This window comes from Pseudomonas sp. NFXW11, assembly GCF_049887815.1.
Taxonomy (GTDB): domain Bacteria; phylum Pseudomonadota; class Gammaproteobacteria; order Pseudomonadales; family Pseudomonadaceae; genus Aquipseudomonas.
Genome location: NZ_JAGEKI010000018.1, coordinates 125,591 through 144,426, shown reverse-complemented (window position 1 = coordinate 144,426; position 18,836 = coordinate 125,591). Strand labels below are relative to the sequence as shown.

18 protein-coding genes and 1 tRNA gene are annotated in these 18,836 nt (G+C 65.5%); 10 read left to right on the top strand and 9 right to left on the bottom strand.

Annotated features, from left to right (window positions below):
• From J4P02_RS24665 to J4P02_RS24640, 6 genes are all read left to right on the top strand, one after another.
• A partial coding sequence (locus J4P02_RS24665) for a suppressor of fused domain protein (RefSeq protein ID WP_426195196.1) occupies positions 1 to 733 on the top strand: 733 nt, incomplete at its 5' end.
• A gap of 9 nt (positions 734 to 742) precedes the next feature.
• On the top strand, positions 743 to 1,183 hold the full coding sequence (locus tag J4P02_RS24660) for a hypothetical protein (protein ID WP_426195195.1): 441 nt from the start codon (positions 743 to 745) through the stop codon (positions 1,181 to 1,183).
• A 152-nt stretch (positions 1,184 to 1,335) separates the two neighbouring features.
• Positions 1,336 to 3,048, top strand: a complete 1,713-nt coding sequence (locus tag J4P02_RS24655) for an amidase (protein ID WP_426195193.1) — start codon at positions 1,336 to 1,338, stop codon at positions 3,046 to 3,048.
• A gap of 94 nt (positions 3,049 to 3,142) precedes the next feature.
• Positions 3,143 to 3,616, top strand: a complete 474-nt coding sequence (locus J4P02_RS24650; protein ID WP_426195191.1) for a hypothetical protein — start codon at positions 3,143 to 3,145, stop codon at positions 3,614 to 3,616.
• Positions 3,617 to 4,059: 443 nt separating this feature from the next.
• Positions 4,060 to 4,230, top strand: a complete 171-nt coding sequence (locus J4P02_RS24645) for a YhfG family protein (protein WP_426195189.1) — start codon at positions 4,060 to 4,062, stop codon at positions 4,228 to 4,230.
• Positions 4,230 to 4,829 carry a putative adenosine monophosphate-protein transferase Fic gene (locus J4P02_RS24640; protein WP_426195187.1) on the top strand — a complete coding sequence of 200 codons (600 nt, stop codon included), beginning with the start codon at positions 4,230 to 4,232 and terminating at the stop codon, positions 4,827 to 4,829. The genes J4P02_RS24645 and J4P02_RS24640 overlap by 1 nt, the downstream gene beginning before the upstream one ends.
• Positions 4,830 to 4,847: 18 nt before the next feature.
• On the opposite strand, the gene J4P02_RS24635 is transcribed toward J4P02_RS24640, so the two are convergent.
• Together J4P02_RS24635 and J4P02_RS24630 are read right to left on the bottom strand one after the other, a co-directional pair.
• Positions 4,848 to 5,396 carry a hypothetical protein gene (locus tag J4P02_RS24635; RefSeq protein ID WP_426195185.1) on the bottom strand — a complete coding sequence of 183 codons (549 nt, stop codon included), beginning with the start codon at positions 5,394 to 5,396 and terminating at the stop codon, positions 4,848 to 4,850.
• Between the two features lie 84 nt (positions 5,397 to 5,480).
• Entirely contained in the window at positions 5,481 to 5,849 is a 369-nt protein-coding gene (locus J4P02_RS24630) for a hypothetical protein (protein WP_426195183.1), read from the bottom strand.
• 157 nt (positions 5,850 to 6,006) lie between these two features.
• Here J4P02_RS24630 and J4P02_RS24625 point away from each other — a divergent pair, with 157 nt between their 5' ends.
• Positions 6,007 to 6,504: a hypothetical protein gene (locus J4P02_RS24625; RefSeq protein ID WP_426195181.1), complete on the top strand. Its 498-nt coding sequence runs from the start codon at positions 6,007 to 6,009 to the stop codon at positions 6,502 to 6,504.
• Positions 6,505 to 6,522: 18 nt separating this feature from the next.
• Here the strand turns inward: J4P02_RS24625 and chrA are convergent, their stop codons facing one another.
• From chrA to J4P02_RS24595, 6 genes are all read right to left on the bottom strand, one after another.
• Positions 6,523 to 7,881 (bottom strand): chromate efflux transporter, encoded by a 1,359-nt coding sequence (gene chrA / locus J4P02_RS24620; protein ID WP_426195179.1) that lies wholly within the window; start codon positions 7,879 to 7,881, stop codon positions 6,523 to 6,525.
• 91 nt (positions 7,882 to 7,972) lie between these two features.
• On the bottom strand, positions 7,973 to 10,099 hold the full coding sequence (locus tag J4P02_RS24615) for a TonB-dependent receptor family protein (RefSeq protein WP_426195177.1): 2,127 nt from the start codon (positions 10,097 to 10,099) through the stop codon (positions 7,973 to 7,975).
• Between the two features lie 156 nt (positions 10,100 to 10,255).
• Positions 10,256 to 10,489, bottom strand: a complete 234-nt coding sequence (locus J4P02_RS24610) for a DUF4287 domain-containing protein (protein WP_426195175.1) — start codon at positions 10,487 to 10,489, stop codon at positions 10,256 to 10,258.
• A gap of 146 nt (positions 10,490 to 10,635) precedes the next feature.
• Positions 10,636 to 12,210 (bottom strand): FGGY-family carbohydrate kinase, encoded by a 1,575-nt coding sequence (locus tag J4P02_RS24605; RefSeq protein ID WP_426195172.1) that lies wholly within the window; start codon positions 12,208 to 12,210, stop codon positions 10,636 to 10,638.
• 23 nt (positions 12,211 to 12,233) lie between these two features.
• Positions 12,234 to 13,826 carry a glycerol-3-phosphate dehydrogenase/oxidase gene (locus tag J4P02_RS24600; RefSeq protein ID WP_426195170.1) on the bottom strand — a complete coding sequence of 531 codons (1,593 nt, stop codon included), beginning with the start codon at positions 13,824 to 13,826 and terminating at the stop codon, positions 12,234 to 12,236.
• Between the two features lie 4 nt (positions 13,827 to 13,830).
• Positions 13,831 to 15,426 (bottom strand): FAD-binding oxidoreductase, encoded by a 1,596-nt coding sequence (locus tag J4P02_RS24595; protein WP_426195168.1) that lies wholly within the window; start codon positions 15,424 to 15,426, stop codon positions 13,831 to 13,833.
• 177 nt (positions 15,427 to 15,603) lie between these two features.
• On the opposite strand from J4P02_RS24595, the gene J4P02_RS24590 reads away from it, so the two are divergent.
• Together J4P02_RS24590 and J4P02_RS24585 are read left to right on the top strand one after the other, a co-directional pair.
• Complete coding sequence (locus tag J4P02_RS24590) at positions 15,604 to 16,311, top strand: hypothetical protein (RefSeq protein ID WP_426195166.1); 708 nt, start codon at positions 15,604 to 15,606, stop codon at positions 16,309 to 16,311.
• A 166-nt stretch (positions 16,312 to 16,477) separates the two neighbouring features.
• Positions 16,478 to 16,552, top strand: a tRNA-Gln gene (locus J4P02_RS24585).
• Between the two features lie 22 nt (positions 16,553 to 16,574).
• Here the strand turns inward: J4P02_RS24585 and J4P02_RS24580 are convergent.
• Positions 16,575 to 17,483 carry a LysR family transcriptional regulator gene (locus tag J4P02_RS24580; protein WP_426195164.1) on the bottom strand — a complete coding sequence of 303 codons (909 nt, stop codon included), beginning with the start codon at positions 17,481 to 17,483 and terminating at the stop codon, positions 16,575 to 16,577.
• Between the two features lie 119 nt (positions 17,484 to 17,602).
• Between J4P02_RS24580 and J4P02_RS24575 the strand changes: the two genes are divergently transcribed.
• A complete protein-coding gene (locus J4P02_RS24575) occupies positions 17,603 to 18,808 on the top strand; it encodes an MFS transporter (protein WP_426195162.1) in 1,206 nt (401 codons plus the stop codon).
• The last annotated feature ends 28 nt before the right edge of the window (positions 18,809 to 18,836 follow it).

Genomic DNA, 18,836 nt, shown 5'->3' with positions numbered 1-18,836 from the left:
GCCCTCCCCGGCCGAGCTGGCCCGCATCGCCCTGTTCGACGCCGGCGCCGCCGCTCTCGAGCGCCACTGGCAGGCCGTTGGCCGCTGCGAGGCCGATGTACTGGGCTTTGCCATCAGCCCGGGATTCATGGGCGGCCCGCACTGGCCTTCCACCCGCCAGGCCTACCGTATCGTGCGCCGCAACCAGGGCATCATCCTCGCCACCGAGGGCTTGTCCGACCCCTTCGATGGTGTTGAAGGTGATGAGCTGGGCAACGGTTTCGAGATGGAGCTGTTTATCCAAACCCCGGATATTCCCGCCCACGCCCAGGGTGCGCCCGGCGACGTCTCGCCCTTCGCCGACAGCTGGACCTTCGAACTGCTGCGCTGCGTGGCCGGCACCGTGGCCGATGCCGGTGGCTACATTCCGCGGCTGGAGCGCTATGGCGTGCTGTCGCTGGAACTGCCTGGGGTCAGCCAGTCCCGGGCCATGAGCGAGCAACTGCCGGCGCAGTTCGTCAGCAGCGATGATTGCGTGGGGGTGCTGATCGGGGCCCCGGCCGCCGACTTCCCGACCCAGGTCGAAGGCATGCCCCTGTCGGCGGTGACCCTGGTGCCGGTGGTGCTGATCACCGCCTCGGAGCTGGAGTACGTGCGCAATGGCGGCGCCCAGGCGCGGCAGGACCTGGCGGATCGGCTGAACGCCGCTGGCGTGGGTCATGTCAGCCACTTGCAGCGCGCCAGCGTGATCTGAGGCCAGCCCATGCCTGATGCCAATCTCTATTTCGCCTTTCACCTGTTCGCCGCCCGCTTCCCCGACCAGGCCGCGGCCGAGCTGTTCGCCTTCGAGCAGTGGCAGCCGCAACCGGCGGAGGATGCCAGCGAGGCCGAGTTCAGCGCCTGGGAAGCGTGCAACCCGAGCTGGTGCCTGAAGCAGGAACTGGAGTACTACATGGACTCCGATTTCGTCGAGCTGATCGGTAGCCAGGAGTACCCGGACTACCTGGAGTCGCTGATCCGCAGTGAGGCCGAAAAGCAGCAACTGCAGGCGCGGATCGATGCGGGCTACAGCCACTTCATCCTCGTTGGCAGCGAGTCGATTTATGGCGACCGGCGAACGGACGACCCTGGTCCCGTTCAGCGCAAACCGTGCAGTACGGCGACGCTGGATTATCTGGGCGAGTTCAACGGTTCCTCTGTTTAGCGCCAGATGATAAAAAGGCCCACGGATTTCCCCGGCCGCCCTGTCGTGCCCAGCCGCACCACGAGAACCACCATGCACAGCCACTACTCGAACCCCTGCGCGCCGTTGCGCGCTTGCCACCCTGCCCTCCACCAGCCAGCGGCGGTAGCAGCATGATCGAAGTCACCGAAGTTTCCATTGCCCAACTGCAGGCCGCCCTGGCAGCGGGCCAGACCACTGCGGTGGAGCTGGTCCAGGCCTACCTGGCGCGAATCAACGCTTATGACGGCCCGCACACCGCCACCGCGCTGAATGCCGTGGTGGTGCGCAACCCCGAGGCCCTGGACGAGGCCCGCGCCAGCGACGCCCGCCGCGCCAACGGCCAGACCCTGGGGCCACTGGACGGCATTCCCTACACCGCCAAGGACAGCTACCTGGTCAAGGGCCTGACCGCCGCCTCCGGCAGCCCGGCCTTCAAGGAGCTGGTGGCCCAGCGCGACGCCTTCACCATCGAGCGCCTGCGCGCCGGCGGCGCCATCTGCCTGGGCAAGACCAATATGCCGCCCATGGCCAACGGCGGCATGCAGCGCGGGGTGTATGGCCGCGCCGAAAGCCCGTATAACGCCCGCTACCTCACCGCGCCCTTCGCCTCCGGTTCCTCCAACGGTGCCGGCAGCGCCACCGCCGCCAGCTTCAGCGCCTTCGGCCTGGCCGAGGAAACCTGGTCCAGCGGCCGCGGCCCGGCCTCCAACAATGGCCTGTGTGCCTACACCCCGTCCCGCGGGGTGATCTCGGTGCGCGGCAACTGGCCGCTGACCCCGACCATGGACGTGGTGGTGCCCTATGCCCGCACCATGGCCGACCTGCTGCAAGTGCTGGACGTGGTGGTGGCCGCAGACCCGGATACCCGCGGCGACCTGTGGCGCCTGCAGCCCTGGGTGCCGATCCCGCCGGTGGCCAGCGTGCGCCCGGCCTCCTACCCGCAACTGGCGGCCGACGCCAGCGCCCTCAAGGGCAAGCGTTTCGGCGTGCCGCGCATGTACATCAATGCCGACCCCGAGGCCGGCACCAGCGACAAGCCGGGCATCGGCGGCCCCACCGGCCAGCGCATCCACACCCGGGCCTCGGTGATCGAGCTCTGGAAGCAGGCACGCCGTGCCCTGGAAGCGGCCGGCGCAGAAGTGCTGGAAGTGGACTTCCCCCTGGTGTCCAACTGCGAGGGCGACCGCCCCGGGGCGCCAACGGTGTTCAACCGTGGCATCGTCAGCCCGGAATTTATGCATGACGAACTCTGGGAACTCTCGGGCTGGGCCTTCGACGATTTCCTGCGGGCCAACGACGACCCCAAGCTCAACCGCCTGGCCGATGTCGACGGGCCGCAGATTTTCCCCCACGACCCGGGCACCCTGCCCAACCGCGAGGACGACCTGGCCGCCGGCATGGACCAGTACGTGGTCATGGCCAAGCGCGGGCTCAAGACCTGGGACCAGATCGACAGCCTGGCCGACGGCCTGCGCGGCCTGGAACAGACCCGCAAGCTCGACCTGGAAGACTGGATGGACGCCCAAGGGCTGGACGCGGTGCTGTTCCCCACCGTGGCCGACGTCGGCCCGGCGGATGCCGACATCAACCCCGAGTCGGCGGATATCGCCTGGAGCAACGGCGTGTGGGTGGCCAACGGCAACCTCGCCATCCGCCACCTGGGCGTGCCCACCGTCACCGTGCCCATGGGGGTGATGGCGGATATCGGCATGCCGGTGGGCCTGACCTTCGCCGGCCGCGCCTACGACGATTCCAACCTGCTACGCCTGGCCTCGGCCTTTGAATCCACCGGCAGCAAACGCCTGATTCCGCCGCGCACTCCGGCGTTGCACGGGGCAATCTGACGGAACGAGAACCGGGGCCACAGCAGCCCCGGTTCTCGTTTCCGGCCCTTTCGGGCAGCCCCACAAGGAAGTCCTATCAAGTTGCGAGTGCTCCATGAACAACATTCACGCAGCAATGCACCATTCGAAATACACCACGGCCCCTCATCCCGTCCTTACCATTGATGGCGTTCCCCTCGACCGTTGGATCAAGGGGGTTATCTACGATGCCTCGGGGGCAGACGACACCGAAGGGTTGGTCCCGGCACAGGGCTGGCTGATAGATGACGAGCACGCAAAACTTGCATGGCAGTTACTGGTCCCGGCAAGCGAGGAATGCTCGAGCATTGTCCCGCTACTGATCTGCCCAGACGACATGGATCTAAGTTGCACGGTGGCCGTCGTTGAACAGGTGGTACAGGGAGACAAGCTGATCTGGGAGCGTTTTGGACGAGCTGTTGCAGTGACCAATGGACTTGTTACATCCGTTGCCTGGAACGCCAACGTTCAACGTGCCGAGTTCGCCCGGCAACAATTTGATGAGGCTTGCGCAGAGTTCAGCAGACAGATGGGGCATGAGTGGCCTTGATCGCAGCTGGCCGCGCCTACGACGATTCCAACCTGCTGCGCCTGGCCTCGGCCTTTGAACCCACCGGCGTTGCCAAGCGGCCAGTGAACAGGCGGCGGTAATGGTTGATGCCGATCGACTAAGCGATAGAACGACTGTGGCGAGGGAGCTTGCTCCCGCTGGAGCGCCCTGCGCTCCCAAGACCGCCCGGCGCGGTGTCACCGGATGATCCGGGATACCAGCATTGCGGCTGCCTGGCAGCCGGGCGGGAGCAAGCTCCCTCGCCACCTATCCTTGACTGACTGGCATTAGCCCGCAATGGCCCCATTGTTCAACGCAGTGCACCTTGGGTCCGGCACACAAGAAACCGCCTTCTCAGTGCCACCACTCGGGCGACCTGACGCTGTAGCGCCCCAATGAGATCGACTATAATTCGCCCACACTCATTACAGAGGTCCAGCCCAATGGGCACCATCAGCCTGGAAGCCAAGAAGGCCTACGCAGCCAGAACACGCAAGTCGAACTATGCAGCCAGCCTGCGCCTGGAAGGCTTCAAAGTGTCCCCCGCAGACGCAGAAACAACCCTGCCCTCCCGCGAAGAAGTCTTGAAAGCCTTTATCCAGACCAAAAGCTGATGACCGATAAATACGGTGTTGGCCAGGATCCCTACTGCTACCCCGACTCCGATCTCCTGCGCAACAAACTCAATATCCGTGACGATCAGATCTTGAGCGCGGCACAACGGCAGATCTCCGCCATTGCTGCTGACAGCATTGAATTCAGCCCAGCACCTTATGATCTGGACTACCTCAAACACATCCATCGCACCCTGTTCTCGGATCTGTTTGAGTGGGCCGGAGAACTTCGAACAGTGGGAATATCCAAGCAAGACACGCGCTTCTGCCAACCGGCCTTCTTGGAGAAAGAAGCCGGCAAGATCTTCAAACTCATGGCTGCGGCCAATTGGTACGACGGCGTGACGCGGGTCGAGCTGATTTCAGCTGTTGCATACGCCTACTCCGAACTCAATGTAGTGCACCCTTTTCGCGACGGTAATGGCCGTGCACAGCGCATCCTGTTTGAGCACCTTATTGTCAATGCTGGGTTTGAGATCAGTTGGTGGGGTGTCGAGGAAAAGGATTGGATCCTAGCCAATATCGCCGCCTACAACGGCGACCTCCGCCATATGGAAGAGGTCTTCCAGCACTGTATTGGCCAGCCGATCCAGGCCTGACCCAACCAACAAGCGCGCTTACTGCTCATCCTCTGGCCGCAGCGGCGAATGCCGCCATTGGAAGCGGCCGACCAATTGCCGGCACAGCTCATCCAGTTGCGGATGGTAGTAATGCATATGGGGCACCGGCAGTTGCGCTTCGCCATGGCTGAAACCCAGGGCGCGCAAGGCCCGGGCATAGGCATCGAGGGGGCCGTAGGCATAGATCAGGTTGTGCCGGTCCCAGACCACGGTGGCCTGATCCTCCGGTGAATACACCCAGATATCGAAGCGGCTGTCGCCACTCAGCAGTGGCTGGAATTCCTCGATAAAGTCCTTGAGCTCGGCGAAGGACAGCTCCGGGCTGAGGTAGCGGCCGACCGCCAAGTTTTCACGGCTAGTGTGCAGCACGAACAGCACCAGCAAGGGTTCGCTAAGGCAACGGGCCAGCCCGAGCAGCACCTCCGGGTCGGAACCCGGCACCCCGGCCACCACCCGCTGGCCGTCATTGAAATCGGCAATCTGGAACACCGGCGGGTAGCTGTGCTCCACCCATTGTTCTGCAACCATGTGGGCAAATCTGTGCATGGGTAGTCTGATCCTCCTGATCAACAACGACTGTGCCAAGGGCGCGACAGCACCCGGCGGGACTGGCCCGCAGCGGCGCGAAGATTACTGCACCTCCAGCAGCCTGAACAGCAGCAACGGCCCGTCCTGGCTCTGCGGGTAGTCGGCCAGCAGCGTCAGCTCGCCGGGCCGGCCGGCGGACCATAGCTGGCAGGCCACACGGGTCGAGCCGTTGGCAGTCGGGTAGCAGTCGAAGGCCACTCGGCCCGTGCGATCGGCACTGAAGGCCCGCTCCAGGGGTGGCAACGCCAGCTCGGCAAGGGCCTGCCCGCTGTCGTCCAGTTCTTCGAGAATTTCCTGATAGATCGCCGGGCTGATCCCGTACTGCGCCAGGGCCGGCAATGCCCCGCCCTGGATGGCCATGAGCAGATCGCCCATCAGCCGATAGATTTGCGCCCGATTGTCTGTGTGCATGCTTGAGCTCCTTGTCCGGGGCGATATTAGCCAAGGTTGCACAGGTGCCGATAGCGTTGCGGCTCGTCAATCGGCAAAACGCCCTGTAGGCTCTGGGTCGCGGCTTGCAGACGCCTCTCAAGTTCTCTCACTGCCGTCCATCACCCTCAGGACTCTTATGAATAGCCACCGCATCACCCTGGCCAACGGCTGGACCGCCGAGTTTACCGAGCAAGGCGAATTCCGCATGGGCGCCATCGCTTGGAACCTGCAATTGCACGGCCCGGAACAACAGCGCATTGCCTACTTCGGCGAGCAGATCGTGCTGGTCAACGACGAGGACGGCAGCCGGGCCCAACAGTGCCTCAGCCTCTCCGAGGACGGCGTGTATGGCTACCTGCGCACCGACCTGGATCACGCCTGGGTGATCGACTTTTCCCGCTGCATGATCGCCCCCCACCGGGAGACGATTTACCACTATCACCACGCCTATGACGAATCCGTCTCGCTGAACGAGCAACCGGCGTACAAGCGCGTGCGGCAGTACATCCAGGTCATCGGCCGGTTTATCTACCTGACCTTCCCCTTCACCCGGGACGAGGACTTTCCCAAGGTCTGGGCGGAGTACCTGGCGATACGTCGACGCCAGCTGGACGAGCTGTATTTTCGCAACTGAACCGGGGCATGAGCCCCCTCAGCGCAGCAGGTGCACCGCCAGACCGGCCAAGGCACAGGCCAGCAGCACCTGGATAACCCCGCGTTTGAACTTCAGTAAGGCCACCGCCGCAGCCATGGCTATCAGCGCCGAGGGCCAGTCCAGGTGGCCAGAAAACCCCTGGGGCCAGAACACGTGATAACCGAAGAAACACGCTAGGTTGAGAATCACCCCGACCACCGCCGCGGTGATCCCGGTGAGCGGCGCGGTGAACTTGAGCTCGTTGTGGGTCGCCTCCACCAGCGGGCCACCGGCGAGGATAAACAGGAAGGAAGGCAGGAAGGTGAACCAGGTCACCAGGGTCGCCGCCACGGCCCCCGCCAGAAACACCCGGTCGCTGCCCAGGGCCTGGCTGACATAGGCGCCGATAAAGCCGACAAAGGCCACCACCATGATCAAGGGCCCGGGGGTGGTTTCCCCCAGGGCTAGCCCGTCGATCATCTGGGCCGGGGTCAGCCAGCTGTAGTGAGTCACCGCGCCCTGATAGACATAGGGCAATACCGCATAGGCACCACCGAAGGTCAGCAACGCCGCCTTGGTGAAGAACCAGCCCATTTGAGTCAGGGTGCCTTGCCAGCCAAACACCAGGGTCAATAACCCCATGGGCAATGCCCAGAGCACAGCGCCAAGCACCAGCAGCCAGGCCAGTCGCCGGCCACTGAAGCGCGCATGCTCCGGCGGCGGCGTGTCGTCGTCGATCAAGGCCGGGCCGTAGGACTGCCTGGCGGCGCCATGCCCGGCAACGCTGAACTTGTCAGGGGCCAGGCGCCCGCCGGCATACCCCAGCAAGGCGGCGCCCAGCACGATCAGCGGGAACGGCAGGTTGAAGGCGAAGATCGCAATGAATGCCGCACCGGCTATCGCCCATAGCCAGGGGTTGCTCAAGGTCCGCGAACCGATGCGGTGCGCCGCCTGCAGCACGATGGCGGTCACTGCCGGCTTGATGCCATAGAAGAACCCCGCCACCAGCGGCATCTCGCCGAACGCGATATAGACCCACGACAGGGCAATCAGGATAAACAGCGACGGCAGCACGAACAGCGCCCCGGCCATCACCCCGCCCCAGGTACGGTGCAGCAGCCAGCCGATATAGGTCGCCAATTGCTGGGCCTCGGGGCCGGGCAGCAGCATGCAGTAGTTGAGGGCGTGGAGAAATCTGCGCTCGGAGATCCAGCGCCGGCGCTCCACCAGCTCCTGGTGCATGATCGAGATCTGCCCCGCCGGCCCGCCAAAGCTGATGAAGCCAAGCTTCAGCCAAAACCACAGGGCTTCGCGCAGGCGTATGGCTGGCGGCCTCGACAGCGGGTCTTCAGAGGCTGGCGGTGAATCCTTGGGCATGGGGGAAGTCCTCTATGGCACAACTGCAACATCAGGCTAGTGCACCCAGGTTGCAATTGGGCACGCCGCCTGATCAAGACGTCGAGCGACCCTAGCGCAGGCTCCAGGACAGCCCCAGGTACACCCCCAGCCCTTCGCCGGGGGTGGAGCGTGGCGCGTCCAGGCCCTTGTCGTCGTAGCCCGGGGTGACGGTGGCGGCATAGCGCTGATCGGTCAGGTTGCGCACATCGACCCAGGCCTGCCAGTCGTTCTTCGGTGCGTTGTAGCCCAGGGTCGCGCCGAACAGCGCATAAGGGTCGGCGTAGTAGCTGTTGGCGTAGTCCACCGCCACCCGGGATACCAGCTGGGTATTGAGCGCGGCGAAAAAGCCCAGGGGCCAGTCATAGCGCAGCTCGCCCTGGTAGTAGTGCATGGGCAGGCCCGGCAGGCGGTTGTCGCCAAACCGCTGGTCGTCGCGGTAGTGGAAATCGCTGAAGGTGTAGGCCTGGCGCAGGCTCAGGCGGCCAACCCCCGGCTGCGACCAGAGCTCGCTGTGCAGGCTGGCCTCGACCCCTTGGTGCACCGTGGGGCTGGCATTCAGCTCATAGGGGGTGGTGGCGCTGGGGTCGGGTAATACCGACAGCAGTTCGTGACGCACCTGGGCGTAGTACCAGGCCAGGCTCCATTGCCCCAGGCGGCTGTCGCCACGGCCGCCCAGTTCCAGGGTGGTAGCGGTCTGGTTACGCAGCTCGATCGGCTCGCGCTGGGCACCACTGGCGACCCCACTGCCCGCCGGGAAGCGCAGGTGGGAGCTGTAGATCAGCGACCAGGGGTGCGGCGCCTCCACCGAGCGGCTGAGGTTGCCGAACAGCTGCAGATCCGGGTTGAGCTGGTAGCGCAAGCCCACACGCGGGGCGTAGTCCCAGTTGCCCAGGCTGGTCTTGCCGCCGCCCTCGGGGTAGGTCACGGCGCTTTCGCGGCGGGTGTAGATGGCCGCCAGGCCGGTAGTCAGCCACAGATCGTCGGCGATCTCCAGGTCGTTGCCCAGGTGCAGCACGGTGTCCGAGCCCTGGTAGGTGAAGTTGCGTATCCGCGTGCCCGGCGCATAGCCCGCGGTATTGCCGCTGGGAATCCGCACGAATTCGCTGGCGCCGTCGTTGGGCAGGTGCTTGGTGACCCGCAGGCCCAGGGTGCTGCGGCTTTCAAGGCCCCAGAGGCTGTCACGGCGCTGGTAGTCGAAGGTGCCGCTGACATCGCTGTAGGCCACTTTCAGGCGGTTGGGGCCTTCGCGCAGGTCCATGGGGTAGTCGTGGTACACCAGGCCGGTCTGGAGGCTCGAATCGTCGTCGATGTAGTAGGTGGTCTTGTTGCCGACAAAGGTGCTGCCCGGCTGTTTGCGGCGGTCGTCCCGGGACACATAGGCCGGGTTCGCCGCCCGCGGGTCATGCTCGATGGAACCCTTGCTGACCCGCCCGGCCAGGTCGTTGTCGGTTTCGCGGTAACGCAGGTAGAAACGGGTTTCCAGCTGGGGACTGAAGCGATAGCCGAAATTGCCGATCACCCCCCGGCTCTGGCTGCGGCTGTGGTCCTGATAACCGTCGGCATTGGCCTCGGTGGTCGAGACGTAGTAGTCGAAGTTGCCCAGTACCTGCCCCGAGCTCAGCTGGCGCTGCTGATAGCCATGGCTGCCGGTGGCATAGCGCACCTGCAGCAGCGGTGCGTCGTAACCGGTATGGCTGACGTAGTCGATGGCCCCGCCCAGGGCCAGGCCGCCACGCTCGAAGCCATTGGCGCCGCGCAATACCTCCACATGCTCGACCCACAGGGGCTCGAGCAATTCATAGGGGGTGCCGCCGGGGCCGGTCAGCGGCAGGCCGTCGAGCAGGGTGTAGAGCCCCGAGGCATGGGCGCCGGGCGCGCGGTTGATGCCCGAGCCGCGGATCGAGATCTTCACCCCTTCATTGCCCGCAGACTGGGCATAAACCCCTGGCTGGTAGGCCAGCACATCCTGGTTACTGGCCACCCGGCCCTGCAACACACGGCGCATATCCACCAGATTACTGCCACCGGGCACCTGGGCCAGGCGCGCCTCGGCCTCCTCCACGCCCTGCCCGGCTGCACCCTGTTCCTGGCCCTGAATCAGCGCCGGGGCCAGCTCCACGGCGGAAGTCTGGGCAACTGCCGGGCAGGCAAGGGCCAGGCCCAACAGGGCCGTGGGCAAGGATGGTGGCGAAGACATCGAGAACACTCCGACAGGCAACAAAAGAGGCAATGCAGGTTGCGACGTAGAGAACAACGAAGAAAACACAGGGAAATTTGGCTTTTTTCGCCAGCGAAGAGGATGTCGGCAATCACGCCTTCACTGGCGAAGCACAGCGTCTACACAAAGGGCCGCCTAAACAGGCTTGGCACCCGCCAGGAAGTACGCCACCAGGGCATTGGCGTGGCCATGGCCCATGCCGTGCTCGGTCTTGAGCCAGGCCACCAGTTCCATATGTTTCTTGCCGCTGAGCGTGGCCAGCAGCGCCAGCCAGTGGCTGATGGGCTGGCCGTAGTTTTTCTCGATGGAGGGGAAGTACGACGCCGGTCCTTTTACTTTGTTGTCTTGGCTCTTGTTCTCTTGGCTCATGCTCGATGCTCCGTTTTCTGGCTGCCTTTGAGGGTGTCGATCAGCTCCATCACGCCGTTCTGCTTGAACCCCGCGATGTGGGAGCAGAACGATAGCCTGACGCAGGCGACCTAGCCAATGGAGCCACCGGGCACCACCCGCCGGCGCTAGGCCGGGTACCCGGTAATCTCGCGAATGCTCTGGTACAGCGGCTTGAGCTGGCGGTACATGCGCAGGTACACCTCGCTGTACAGCCGCTGGTACATCTGCCGCGCCTCGGGCTGGGGCTCGAACACCGCGCCAACCCGGGTCATGGCGCTGATCGCCGTGGGGAAATCCGGGTACAGCCCCAGGCCCACCGCGCAGGCGATCACCGCCCCCAGCCCCGAGGCTTCATAGACATGCGGGCGCTCCACCGGCAGGCCGAAGATGTCCGCCGTCAGTTGCATGGCCGCATCGCTCTGCGAGCCACCACCGGCCACCCGCAAACGGCCGACCTTGTGCCCGGAGCGTTTCTCGATGCGCTCCAGGCCCTGGCGCAAGGCATAGGCCAGGCCTTCGAGAATCGCCCGGTAGATATGCGCCCGGGTGTGCACGTCGCCAAAGCCGATCATCGCGCCCTTGGCCTCCATGCCGGGCTCGCGAATGCCCGGCGACCAGTAGGGTTGCAAGGTCAGGCCCATGGACCCCGGCGGCACCGCCTGCACCAGGGCATCGAACAGCTGCTCTGGTTCCAGCCCCTGCTGCGCCGCCTGCTGCACTTCCCGCAGGCCGAACTGCTGCTTGAACCAGCTGACCATCCAGTAGCCGCGAAAGATCATCACCTCGCCGTTGTAGTGGTCGGGCATTGCCGCCGGGTATGGCGGAATCAGCGGCACCACCTCCAGGTAGCGCGGGCGGGTGGTGGTGATGGTGGCCGTGGTGCCATAGGACAGGCAGGCGGTGCTGGCGTCCTGCACCCCGGAACCCAGTACCTCGCAGGCCTTGTCGGCACCGGCGGCGATCATCGGCAGGCCCTCGGGAATGCCGGTATGCCGGCTGGCTTCGGCGCTGATCCGGCCCAGGCTCTGGCCGGGCTTGCGCAGCTCGGGCAACTGCTCGCGACGCACCGCCAGGGCCTGCCATTTCCAGTCACTGGGGGCAGCCCAGGCCAGGCGCTTGAAGTCAAAGGGCAGATAGCCCACGCAACAGCCCACCGAGTCGGTGAAGTTGCCGGTCAGGCGCTGGGTGAGAAAGCCCGACAGCAGCAGGAACTTGTCGGTCTTGGCCCAGATTTCCGGCTGGTGCTGGGCCACCCAGTTGGCTTCGGCCTGGGCGCGAAAATACTCCACCGTGGCCTCGGCGCCGATCAGCTTGAACAGCCAGCCCCAGGGGCCCTTGATCTTGCCTTCGACCGCGCTCTGGCGCTGGTCGAGCCAGAGGATCGCCGGGCGCAGGGCCTGGCCCTGGGCATCGACATTGATCAGGGTGCCGCGCTGGGTGGTCAGCGACACCCCGCGAATTCGCGAGCGGTCGATGCCGGTCTGCTGCCACAGCAACTGGCAGGCCTCGCCGAGCTTGGCCCAGTAGTAGTCCGGGTGCTGTTCGGCCCAGCCGGGCTGGGTCGAGTAATAGGCTTCCAGCTCGACCTTGCCCTTGCCCAGCAGGTTGCCTTGCAGGTCGAACAGCAGCGCGCGCACGCTCTGGGTGCCGTTGTCGATGGCCAGCAGGCAGTCGGATTTATTGTTGTTGTGGTTATCCATAGGGCTCTCTTGGTTGAGCAGGGTTAAGCGCCTTGCGGCAGGCTGTGATGGCGTTGCCACAGGGCCAGGTAGCGTTGCTCCTCGGCTTGCCAGCGGCTGTCGTCCCAACCCAGGCGCGGCTGGCACAGGCGGCGGATGGCCGGCAAGTAATGCGCCGCGCCTTGGGCCAGCAACAGGCCGATGCGGGTTCGCCGCAGCAATAGGTCGTCCAGGTGCAGCACCATCTCGGCCTCGGCGGCCAGGGCCAGTTCAGCCCACAGGGTGTCGCTGCTGCCCACGCACTCCCCGCCCAGTTCCGCCACCCGCTGTGCCAGTTGCGCCAGGTTGCGCCCATGGCGCCCGGCCAGGCGCCGCAACTGGGCGCCACTGAGGCCGGGAATCTCCACCGTCGCCAGGGGCGCGAACACTGCGCCGCCGTCGTCTTGCACCTGGCGCCCGAGCATCGCCGCGCAGGCTTGCAGCACTTCGATGGCCTGGGGGCGGAAGGTGGTGAGCTTGCCGCCGGCCAGGGTCACGCAGCCGGGCTCCTGCCACAGCACATGCTCGCGGGTGGCGTTCGACGGCTTGCCGTGCCCGGCGGCACCGGTCGCGGCCACCACCGGCCGCACCCCGGCCCAGGTCGACACGACATCGGCGGCGCCGACCCGCGCCTCGGGGAACTGCTGGGCACAGGCCGCCAGCAGGTAGTCCAGCTCCGCCTGGCTGATGCTGGCGCTACGGTCCAGGTCCTCGCTGTGATCCAGGTCGGTGGTGCCCACCACGGTGGCGCCTTCCCAGGGAAACACGAACACCGGCCGGCGATCTTCGGCATGCATGAAGCTGAAGGCCTGGGCCACGGGCAGGCGCCAGCCCGGCAACAGCAGGTGGCTGCCGCGCAACGGCCGTAGCTGGCGTTCGGCGCCGGCCGGGCGCAGGCGCTCGGCCCAGGCGCCGGTGGCCACGGCCAGGGCCTGGCAACGCAGTTGCATCAGCGCGCCACCTTCGCTGTCCTCCACCTCGACCCCGGTCACCCGCTGGCCATCGCGCAGCAGCCGAGTCACGCGCATGCCGTTAAGGGCCAGGGCGCCATCGGCCCGGGCCTCGTCCAGCACCCGCAGCACCAGCCGCGCATCGTCGGTCAGGGCATCGAGGAAACAGGTGCCGCCCAGCAGCCCCGGGGTCTTCACCCCCGGCGCCAGGTAGCCCAGTTGCTGCACATCATAAAAGCGATGGTTGCGCCGCCCGGCCAGGGCGTCGTACAGGGTCAGCAGGCCGCCGAAAACCCTGGGCCCGGGAAATTTCCCGCGGTAATGGGGCATCAGAAAGCCCATGGGTTCCACCAACCCCGGGGCTTCCTGCAGCAGCCGCTGGCGCTCGCGCACCGAGTCGCGGGTCAGGCGCCACTGGCCCTGGGCGATATAGCGCAGGCCGCCATGCACCATCTTCGACGAGCGACTGGAGGTGCCCCAGGCAAAATCCCGCTGCTCCAGCAACAGGCAGCTCCAGCCACGCCGCGCCGCCTCCCGCAGAATGCCGGCGCCGCTGATGCCGCCACCGATCACGATCAGGTCCCAGTGCCGGCTCGCCAGTTCCGGCAGTACCTGTTGCCGCCATTGCGCGTTCCACTCCTGGGCCATGGCGCTATTGCTCCAGCAGGGTGCCGGGGTTCAGGCGCCCGGCCGGGTCGAAATGCCGGCTCAGGGCCTGCAGGGTGTCGATGGCCAGCGTGCCCTTCTCCCGTGGCAGGTAGGGCGCGTGGTCCTTGCCCACGCCGTGCTGGTGGCTGATGGTGCCGCGGTGATTGACGATGGTCTGGCTGGCCGCGTGCTTGAGCGCCTGCCAGCGGGCCAGGGTCGCCGAGTACTGGGCCAGCGGGCGAAACACATAGGTGGTGTAGATGCTCGAACCTTCGCCATACACATGGGACAGGTGGGTGAACACATGCACCTGCTCGCCCTCGGCGGCCAGGGCCTCGCGCAGGCTGTTTTCGATGCGCTGCAGCAGGCTGTCGACATTGCTCCAGTCGGTGGCGGTTTCCAGGGTATCCACCAGGTAGCCGGCATTCCACAGGCTTTCCCGCAGGTAGGGAAAGCGGAAGCGGTTCTGCGCCCACTTCTTGCCCAGCAGGGTGCCGGTGAACACCCCGCCAAAGGCCTTGAGCTGGCGCTTGGCATGGCGCAGAGACAGGGCATTCTGCTGGCGATTGCCAGTCACGCCGAAGGTCAGCAGGCACTTGCCCGGCCCGGCGCCGCGCAGCGCCAGGTATTTTTCCAGCCAGGCGATCTGCGTCGGGTGGCCGGCCAGGGCCAGCTGGGTTTCGGTCTCCAGGGCATTGGACAGGCGCAGCATCGACAGCGGCACCCGAGCCTGGGCCAGGGCCCGCACGGCTTGCAGGGCCTGGTTCCAGTCCGGCAGGAACACCCCATAGAAGCGTTCGTCGTCGGGCAAGCGGCTGACCCGCACCTTGACCGCGGAAATCACCCCGAAGCGCCCTTCACTGCCCAGCACCAGCTCGCGCAGGTCGGGCCCGGCGGCCGAGGCCGGGAAGCTCTCGATCGGCATGGGCCCGGCAAAGGTCTCCAGGGTGCCGCCGGCGAACAACTGCTCGATACGCCCATAACGCAACGATTGCTGGCCACTGGAACGGCTGGCCACCCAGCCGCCCAGGGTCGACAGCTCCCAGGACTGCGGAAAGTGCCCCAGGGTGTAGCCCCGGGCCCGCAGCTGGCTTTCCACTTGCGGGCCGCTGGCGCCGGGGCCGAAGGTGGCCAGCAGGCTGTCTTCGTCCAGCTCCAGCAAGCGACTCATGCGCGCCAGGGACAGGGTCAGCACCGGGCGCTCGGACCAGGGCGGGTTGATATGCCCGGCCACCGAAGTGCCGCCGCCATAGGGAATCAGGCACAGGTCGCGGTCCTGGGCCAGGGCCAGCAACTGGCGGATCTGCTCGGCGCTTTCCGGAAAGGCCACCGCATCCGGGTAGACCCCCAGCTCGCCTTCGCGCAGCGCCAGCCAGTCCGGCAGGCTCTGGCCGCGGGCGTGCAGCAGGCGCTCCCGGGCATCCACGCTGTACAGCGGATGGGCCGCCAGGCGCGAGGCCGGCACCTTGGCCAGGGCCTGTTCCAGGGTCGCCTCCGGCAATCGGCAGCCGGGCCCCAGGCGCTCGGCAAGAAACCCCGCGCCCTGTGCCGGCAACTCCACCACAGTGGTTGCATCCCCCCAGCCATTCCAGCGTCGCATGCGTGTGTCCTTCTGCTGTTCTTGTAGGTCTTGCTTCAGGCTGCCAATACTAGTGCGCGGCGGGAAGCTGTCACGGGCGCAGCGCGCCAGGGGGTGTAGCCAATTGAGTCAGGGCAGATGACAAATCCCCGCGCCTGGCCAAGAATCCGCACCTGCCCACCACCACCCGAGCCGTGCATGCCTGCCACCCTGAGAACCCTCGCCCCGCTGTTCTGGTCCCCGGACCTGGGCATCGACTACGGCGCCCCGAGCCTGAGCCTGGCTCAGTTGCTGCCGAAAGTGGGCCAGCCCGCCTCGGCCTACTTCGAGCGCCAGGACTATATCCAGCTCGGCGAAACCCTGCAGTTGATCTGGTGCCCGCCGCTGTCCGACCTCAATGGCTGGAGCGAACAGCCTTCGGAAATCGCCCACAGCCAGCTGTTGCAGGTGCAGATCAGTGCCGCGCAAGCCATGCCCGAGGCGCCGCTGCATGGCGTCCACCAAGGCCTGCAACGCTATCGATTCCAGGTGTTGTCCTGCACGCCGCTGCTAGTATTCCTGCAGGCGCAGCCGCTGGCGCCCGAGGCCTGGCAACTGGCCCGGGTGGGCGACCAGCATGGCCATAGCCGGGTGAACTGGGATCGAGCACGCGGGTGCGGTCGCGCCCAGGTGCAGGGGCTGACCTACCTGGTGGCCAGCGACGGTCACGAAGGCTATATGGAAATGCTTTTTGAGGAGAGCGAGCAGCAACTGGTCGGGCTGCTTTCGGTGTACCTGAGCCCGAGCGGCAACGATTATCACCTTGGCCGCCGCGTGCTGGAGGGCGACGAGCAGCGGGCCATTCGCCAGGCGCTGGCCCATGCCGAGCCGCTGAGGGATTCACAGGATGCCTACCTGGAGCGTTGAAGTGTCGTGGGGAAAATTGACGAAAAACACTAAGCAACTGTTTTTAAAACTGATTTTTTTGCTTTGGGGGCTTCCCAGGGCGCGTATTAGTTGGTAAATTTGCGCCCGTTCTTGCAGCGGACCTCCCATAACCCGCTACTCAAGCAAGTAACGTCGCAGTATCTACAGGGGCGTCGCCAAGCGGTAAGGCAGCAGGTTTTGATCCTGCCATGCGTTGGTTCGAATCCAGCCGCCCCTGCCATTTTTCTCTCTATCTCCACCCTTCATTCCCTCAGGTTTTGTGCCAGGAACTCCAGCATCGCGCTGACCTTGGGCATCCCCTGCCGACTTTTTACCCACAGCAGATTGATGCTGTGCCCACGGCTGGCCAACTGTGGCAGCACCTCCACCAGGCGTCCCTCCTGCAATTCGCGCTGCACCAGCCACGACGGCAGATGGGCGATGCCATAGCCAGCCAGCACCGCCAGCAGCAAGCCTTCACCGGAACCCACCACGCAACTGGCCGCCATCAAGCGCCGCTCGATTTCCCCGGGCCGGCCGCTGGCAAAACTCCAGGGGTTGACCCGACCATCGGCCCAGCCATAGGCAATGCACTGATGCTGCTCAAAATCATCGATGCAGGTGGGCGTGCCGCGCCGCGCCAGGTACTCGGCGGAGGCGCAGAACAGATACTGCTCGCTGCCCAGGCGCCGATGCCCGAGCTCCGCCGGCCACAGGTCGGGGCCACCCAGGCGCACGGCGATATCCACCCCGGCCTCCAGCGGATTGAGCACATGCTCGGAAAAGGTCACATGGGGCTGCAACTGCGGATGCTCACCGGCAAAGCCGAGGATCAGCGCCAGCACCTGGGTCCGGCCAAAAGCCCCCGGCAGGTCGATGCGCAGCTTGCCGCGCAGCTCGGTGCGTTGCGCCTGCAAGGCCAGCTCGGCCTCTTCCAGATCTGCCAGCACCCCGGTGCAGGTGCGATAGAAGGCCACCCCGGCGTCGGTCAGGGCCAGGCTGCGCGTGGTGCGCTGGAATAACCTGAGCTGCAGGCGCCCCTCCAGCCGGGCAATCGCCTTGCTGATGGCCGAAGGCGTTAGATTCAGGCGTTCGCCAGCGGCCTTGAAACTGCCCGAGTCGGCCACGCAGACAAATACATCGATGCCTTTCAGGCGTTCGGAAGAAAACATCAGCAGCCCCTATTAATGAATCTGATTCCATTCAGTCGATAAAAACCATCATAAAACAGAACCATTTTCCCTAGTAAGCTGATTCCCTCGCCAGAACGATTCGATGGAATGCCCCCCCCATGCTGCGCACCCTGAACCACTACCCGCACGGCATCCGCCTGCTACTGACCGGCAGCCTGGTGCTGACCCTGGCCAGGGCGGTCACCCTGCCCTACCTGGTGATCTACCTGTCCACCCGCCTGCAATTGAGCGTCGCCGATATCGGCCTGGTGCTGGGCAGCAACCTGATCATCGGTTCGCTCTTGAGCCTCTACGGCGGCTTCCTGGTGGACCGGATGGCCAACCGCAAGCTGATCCTGGCCTGCTGCACGGTCTTTGCCCTGGGCTTTGTTGGCACCTTCCTCGCCGGCAACCTCTGGCTGTTCTACCTGTGCCTGCTGGCGGTCAACCTGGCCTATGCGGTGGTGGATATCGCGATCAAGGCCGGCTTCGCCCGGCAGCTGCCGGTGGAAGAGCGCAGCACGGTGTTTTCCATCAAGTACAGCCTGACCAATATCGGCTACGCCGTGGGCCCCTTCCTTGGCGCCGCCCTGGCCGGGCTGGATGCCAGCCTGCCCTTCGTACTCTCCGCGGTGCTCGGCCTGGGTTACTGCGGGCTGTATTTCGCCCACGGCGAGGACAGCCCCCACGGCAACGCAACCGCCGGCCCACCCCTGGCCTTCCTGGCCCTGGGCAAGCTGCTGCTCAAGGATTACCGCCTGGTCTGCTTCACCCTCGGCGGCTTGCTCAGCGCCGTGGTGTTCGGCCAGTTCTCGGCCTACCTGTCGCAATACCTGATGATCACCAGCAATGCGCAAACCGCCTACCGCACCATCAGCACCCTGGTGGCGACCAACGCCGTGCTGGTGATCGCCCTGCAATACCTGATCGGCCGGCGCATCTCCCGGCAGCACCTGAAACTGTGGCTGGCGGCGGGCCTGGGGCTGTTCCTGCTGGGCATCGGCGGCTTCGCCCTGGCCAGCAGCCTGCCGCTGTGGATGCTGGCCATGGCCCTGTTCACCCTGGGGGAAATCATCGTGTTTCCCGCCGAGTACATGTTTATCGACATCATCGCCCCCGAGCACCTGCGGGGCCTGTACTACGGCGCGCAGAACCTCTCCAACCTCGGCGGCGCCCTGGGCCCGATGCTCTGTGGCCTGGTGCTGGCCAGCCAACCGGCGCAGCACATGTTCTACATGCTGGCGCTGTTCGTCCTCGGCGGCGGGCTGTTCTATTGCCTGGGGGCGAGCAACCTGGAACGGGTCGGCAACCAGCAGCTGCGCTGAGGCTCGGAGCGCCGCCCAGGTTCGACCA

Coding starts and splice junctions, on each gene's coding strand:
- J4P02_RS24660 (WP_426195195.1), top strand. CDS start 743: ATGCCTGATGCCAATCTCTATTTCGCCTTTCACCTGTTCGCCGCCCGC.
- J4P02_RS24655 (WP_426195193.1), top strand. CDS start 1,336: ATGATCGAAGTCACCGAAGTTTCCATTGCCCAACTGCAGGCCGCCCTG.
- J4P02_RS24650 (WP_426195191.1), top strand. CDS start 3,143: ATGAACAACATTCACGCAGCAATGCACCATTCGAAATACACCACGGCC.
- J4P02_RS24645 (WP_426195189.1), top strand. CDS start 4,060: ATGGGCACCATCAGCCTGGAAGCCAAGAAGGCCTACGCAGCCAGAACA.
- J4P02_RS24640 (WP_426195187.1), top strand. CDS start 4,230: ATGACCGATAAATACGGTGTTGGCCAGGATCCCTACTGCTACCCCGAC.
- J4P02_RS24635 (WP_426195185.1), bottom strand. CDS start 5,396: ATGCACAGATTTGCCCACATGGTTGCAGAACAATGGGTGGAGCACAGC.
- J4P02_RS24630 (WP_426195183.1), bottom strand. CDS start 5,849: ATGCACACAGACAATCGGGCGCAAATCTATCGGCTGATGGGCGATCTG.
- J4P02_RS24625 (WP_426195181.1), top strand. CDS start 6,007: ATGAATAGCCACCGCATCACCCTGGCCAACGGCTGGACCGCCGAGTTT.
- chrA (WP_426195179.1), bottom strand. CDS start 7,881: ATGCCCAAGGATTCACCGCCAGCCTCTGAAGACCCGCTGTCGAGGCCG.
- J4P02_RS24615 (WP_426195177.1), bottom strand. CDS start 10,099: ATGTCTTCGCCACCATCCTTGCCCACGGCCCTGTTGGGCCTGGCCCTT.
- J4P02_RS24610 (WP_426195175.1), bottom strand. CDS start 10,489: ATGAGCCAAGAGAACAAGAGCCAAGACAACAAAGTAAAAGGACCGGCG.
- J4P02_RS24605 (WP_426195172.1), bottom strand. CDS start 12,210: ATGGATAACCACAACAACAATAAATCCGACTGCCTGCTGGCCATCGAC.
- J4P02_RS24600 (WP_426195170.1), bottom strand. CDS start 13,826: ATGGCCCAGGAGTGGAACGCGCAATGGCGGCAACAGGTACTGCCGGAA.
- J4P02_RS24595 (WP_426195168.1), bottom strand. CDS start 15,426: ATGCGACGCTGGAATGGCTGGGGGGATGCAACCACTGTGGTGGAGTTG.
- J4P02_RS24590 (WP_426195166.1), top strand. CDS start 15,604: ATGCCTGCCACCCTGAGAACCCTCGCCCCGCTGTTCTGGTCCCCGGAC.
- J4P02_RS24580 (WP_426195164.1), bottom strand. CDS start 17,483: ATGTTTTCTTCCGAACGCCTGAAAGGCATCGATGTATTTGTCTGCGTG.
- J4P02_RS24575 (WP_426195162.1), top strand. CDS start 17,603: ATGCTGCGCACCCTGAACCACTACCCGCACGGCATCCGCCTGCTACTG.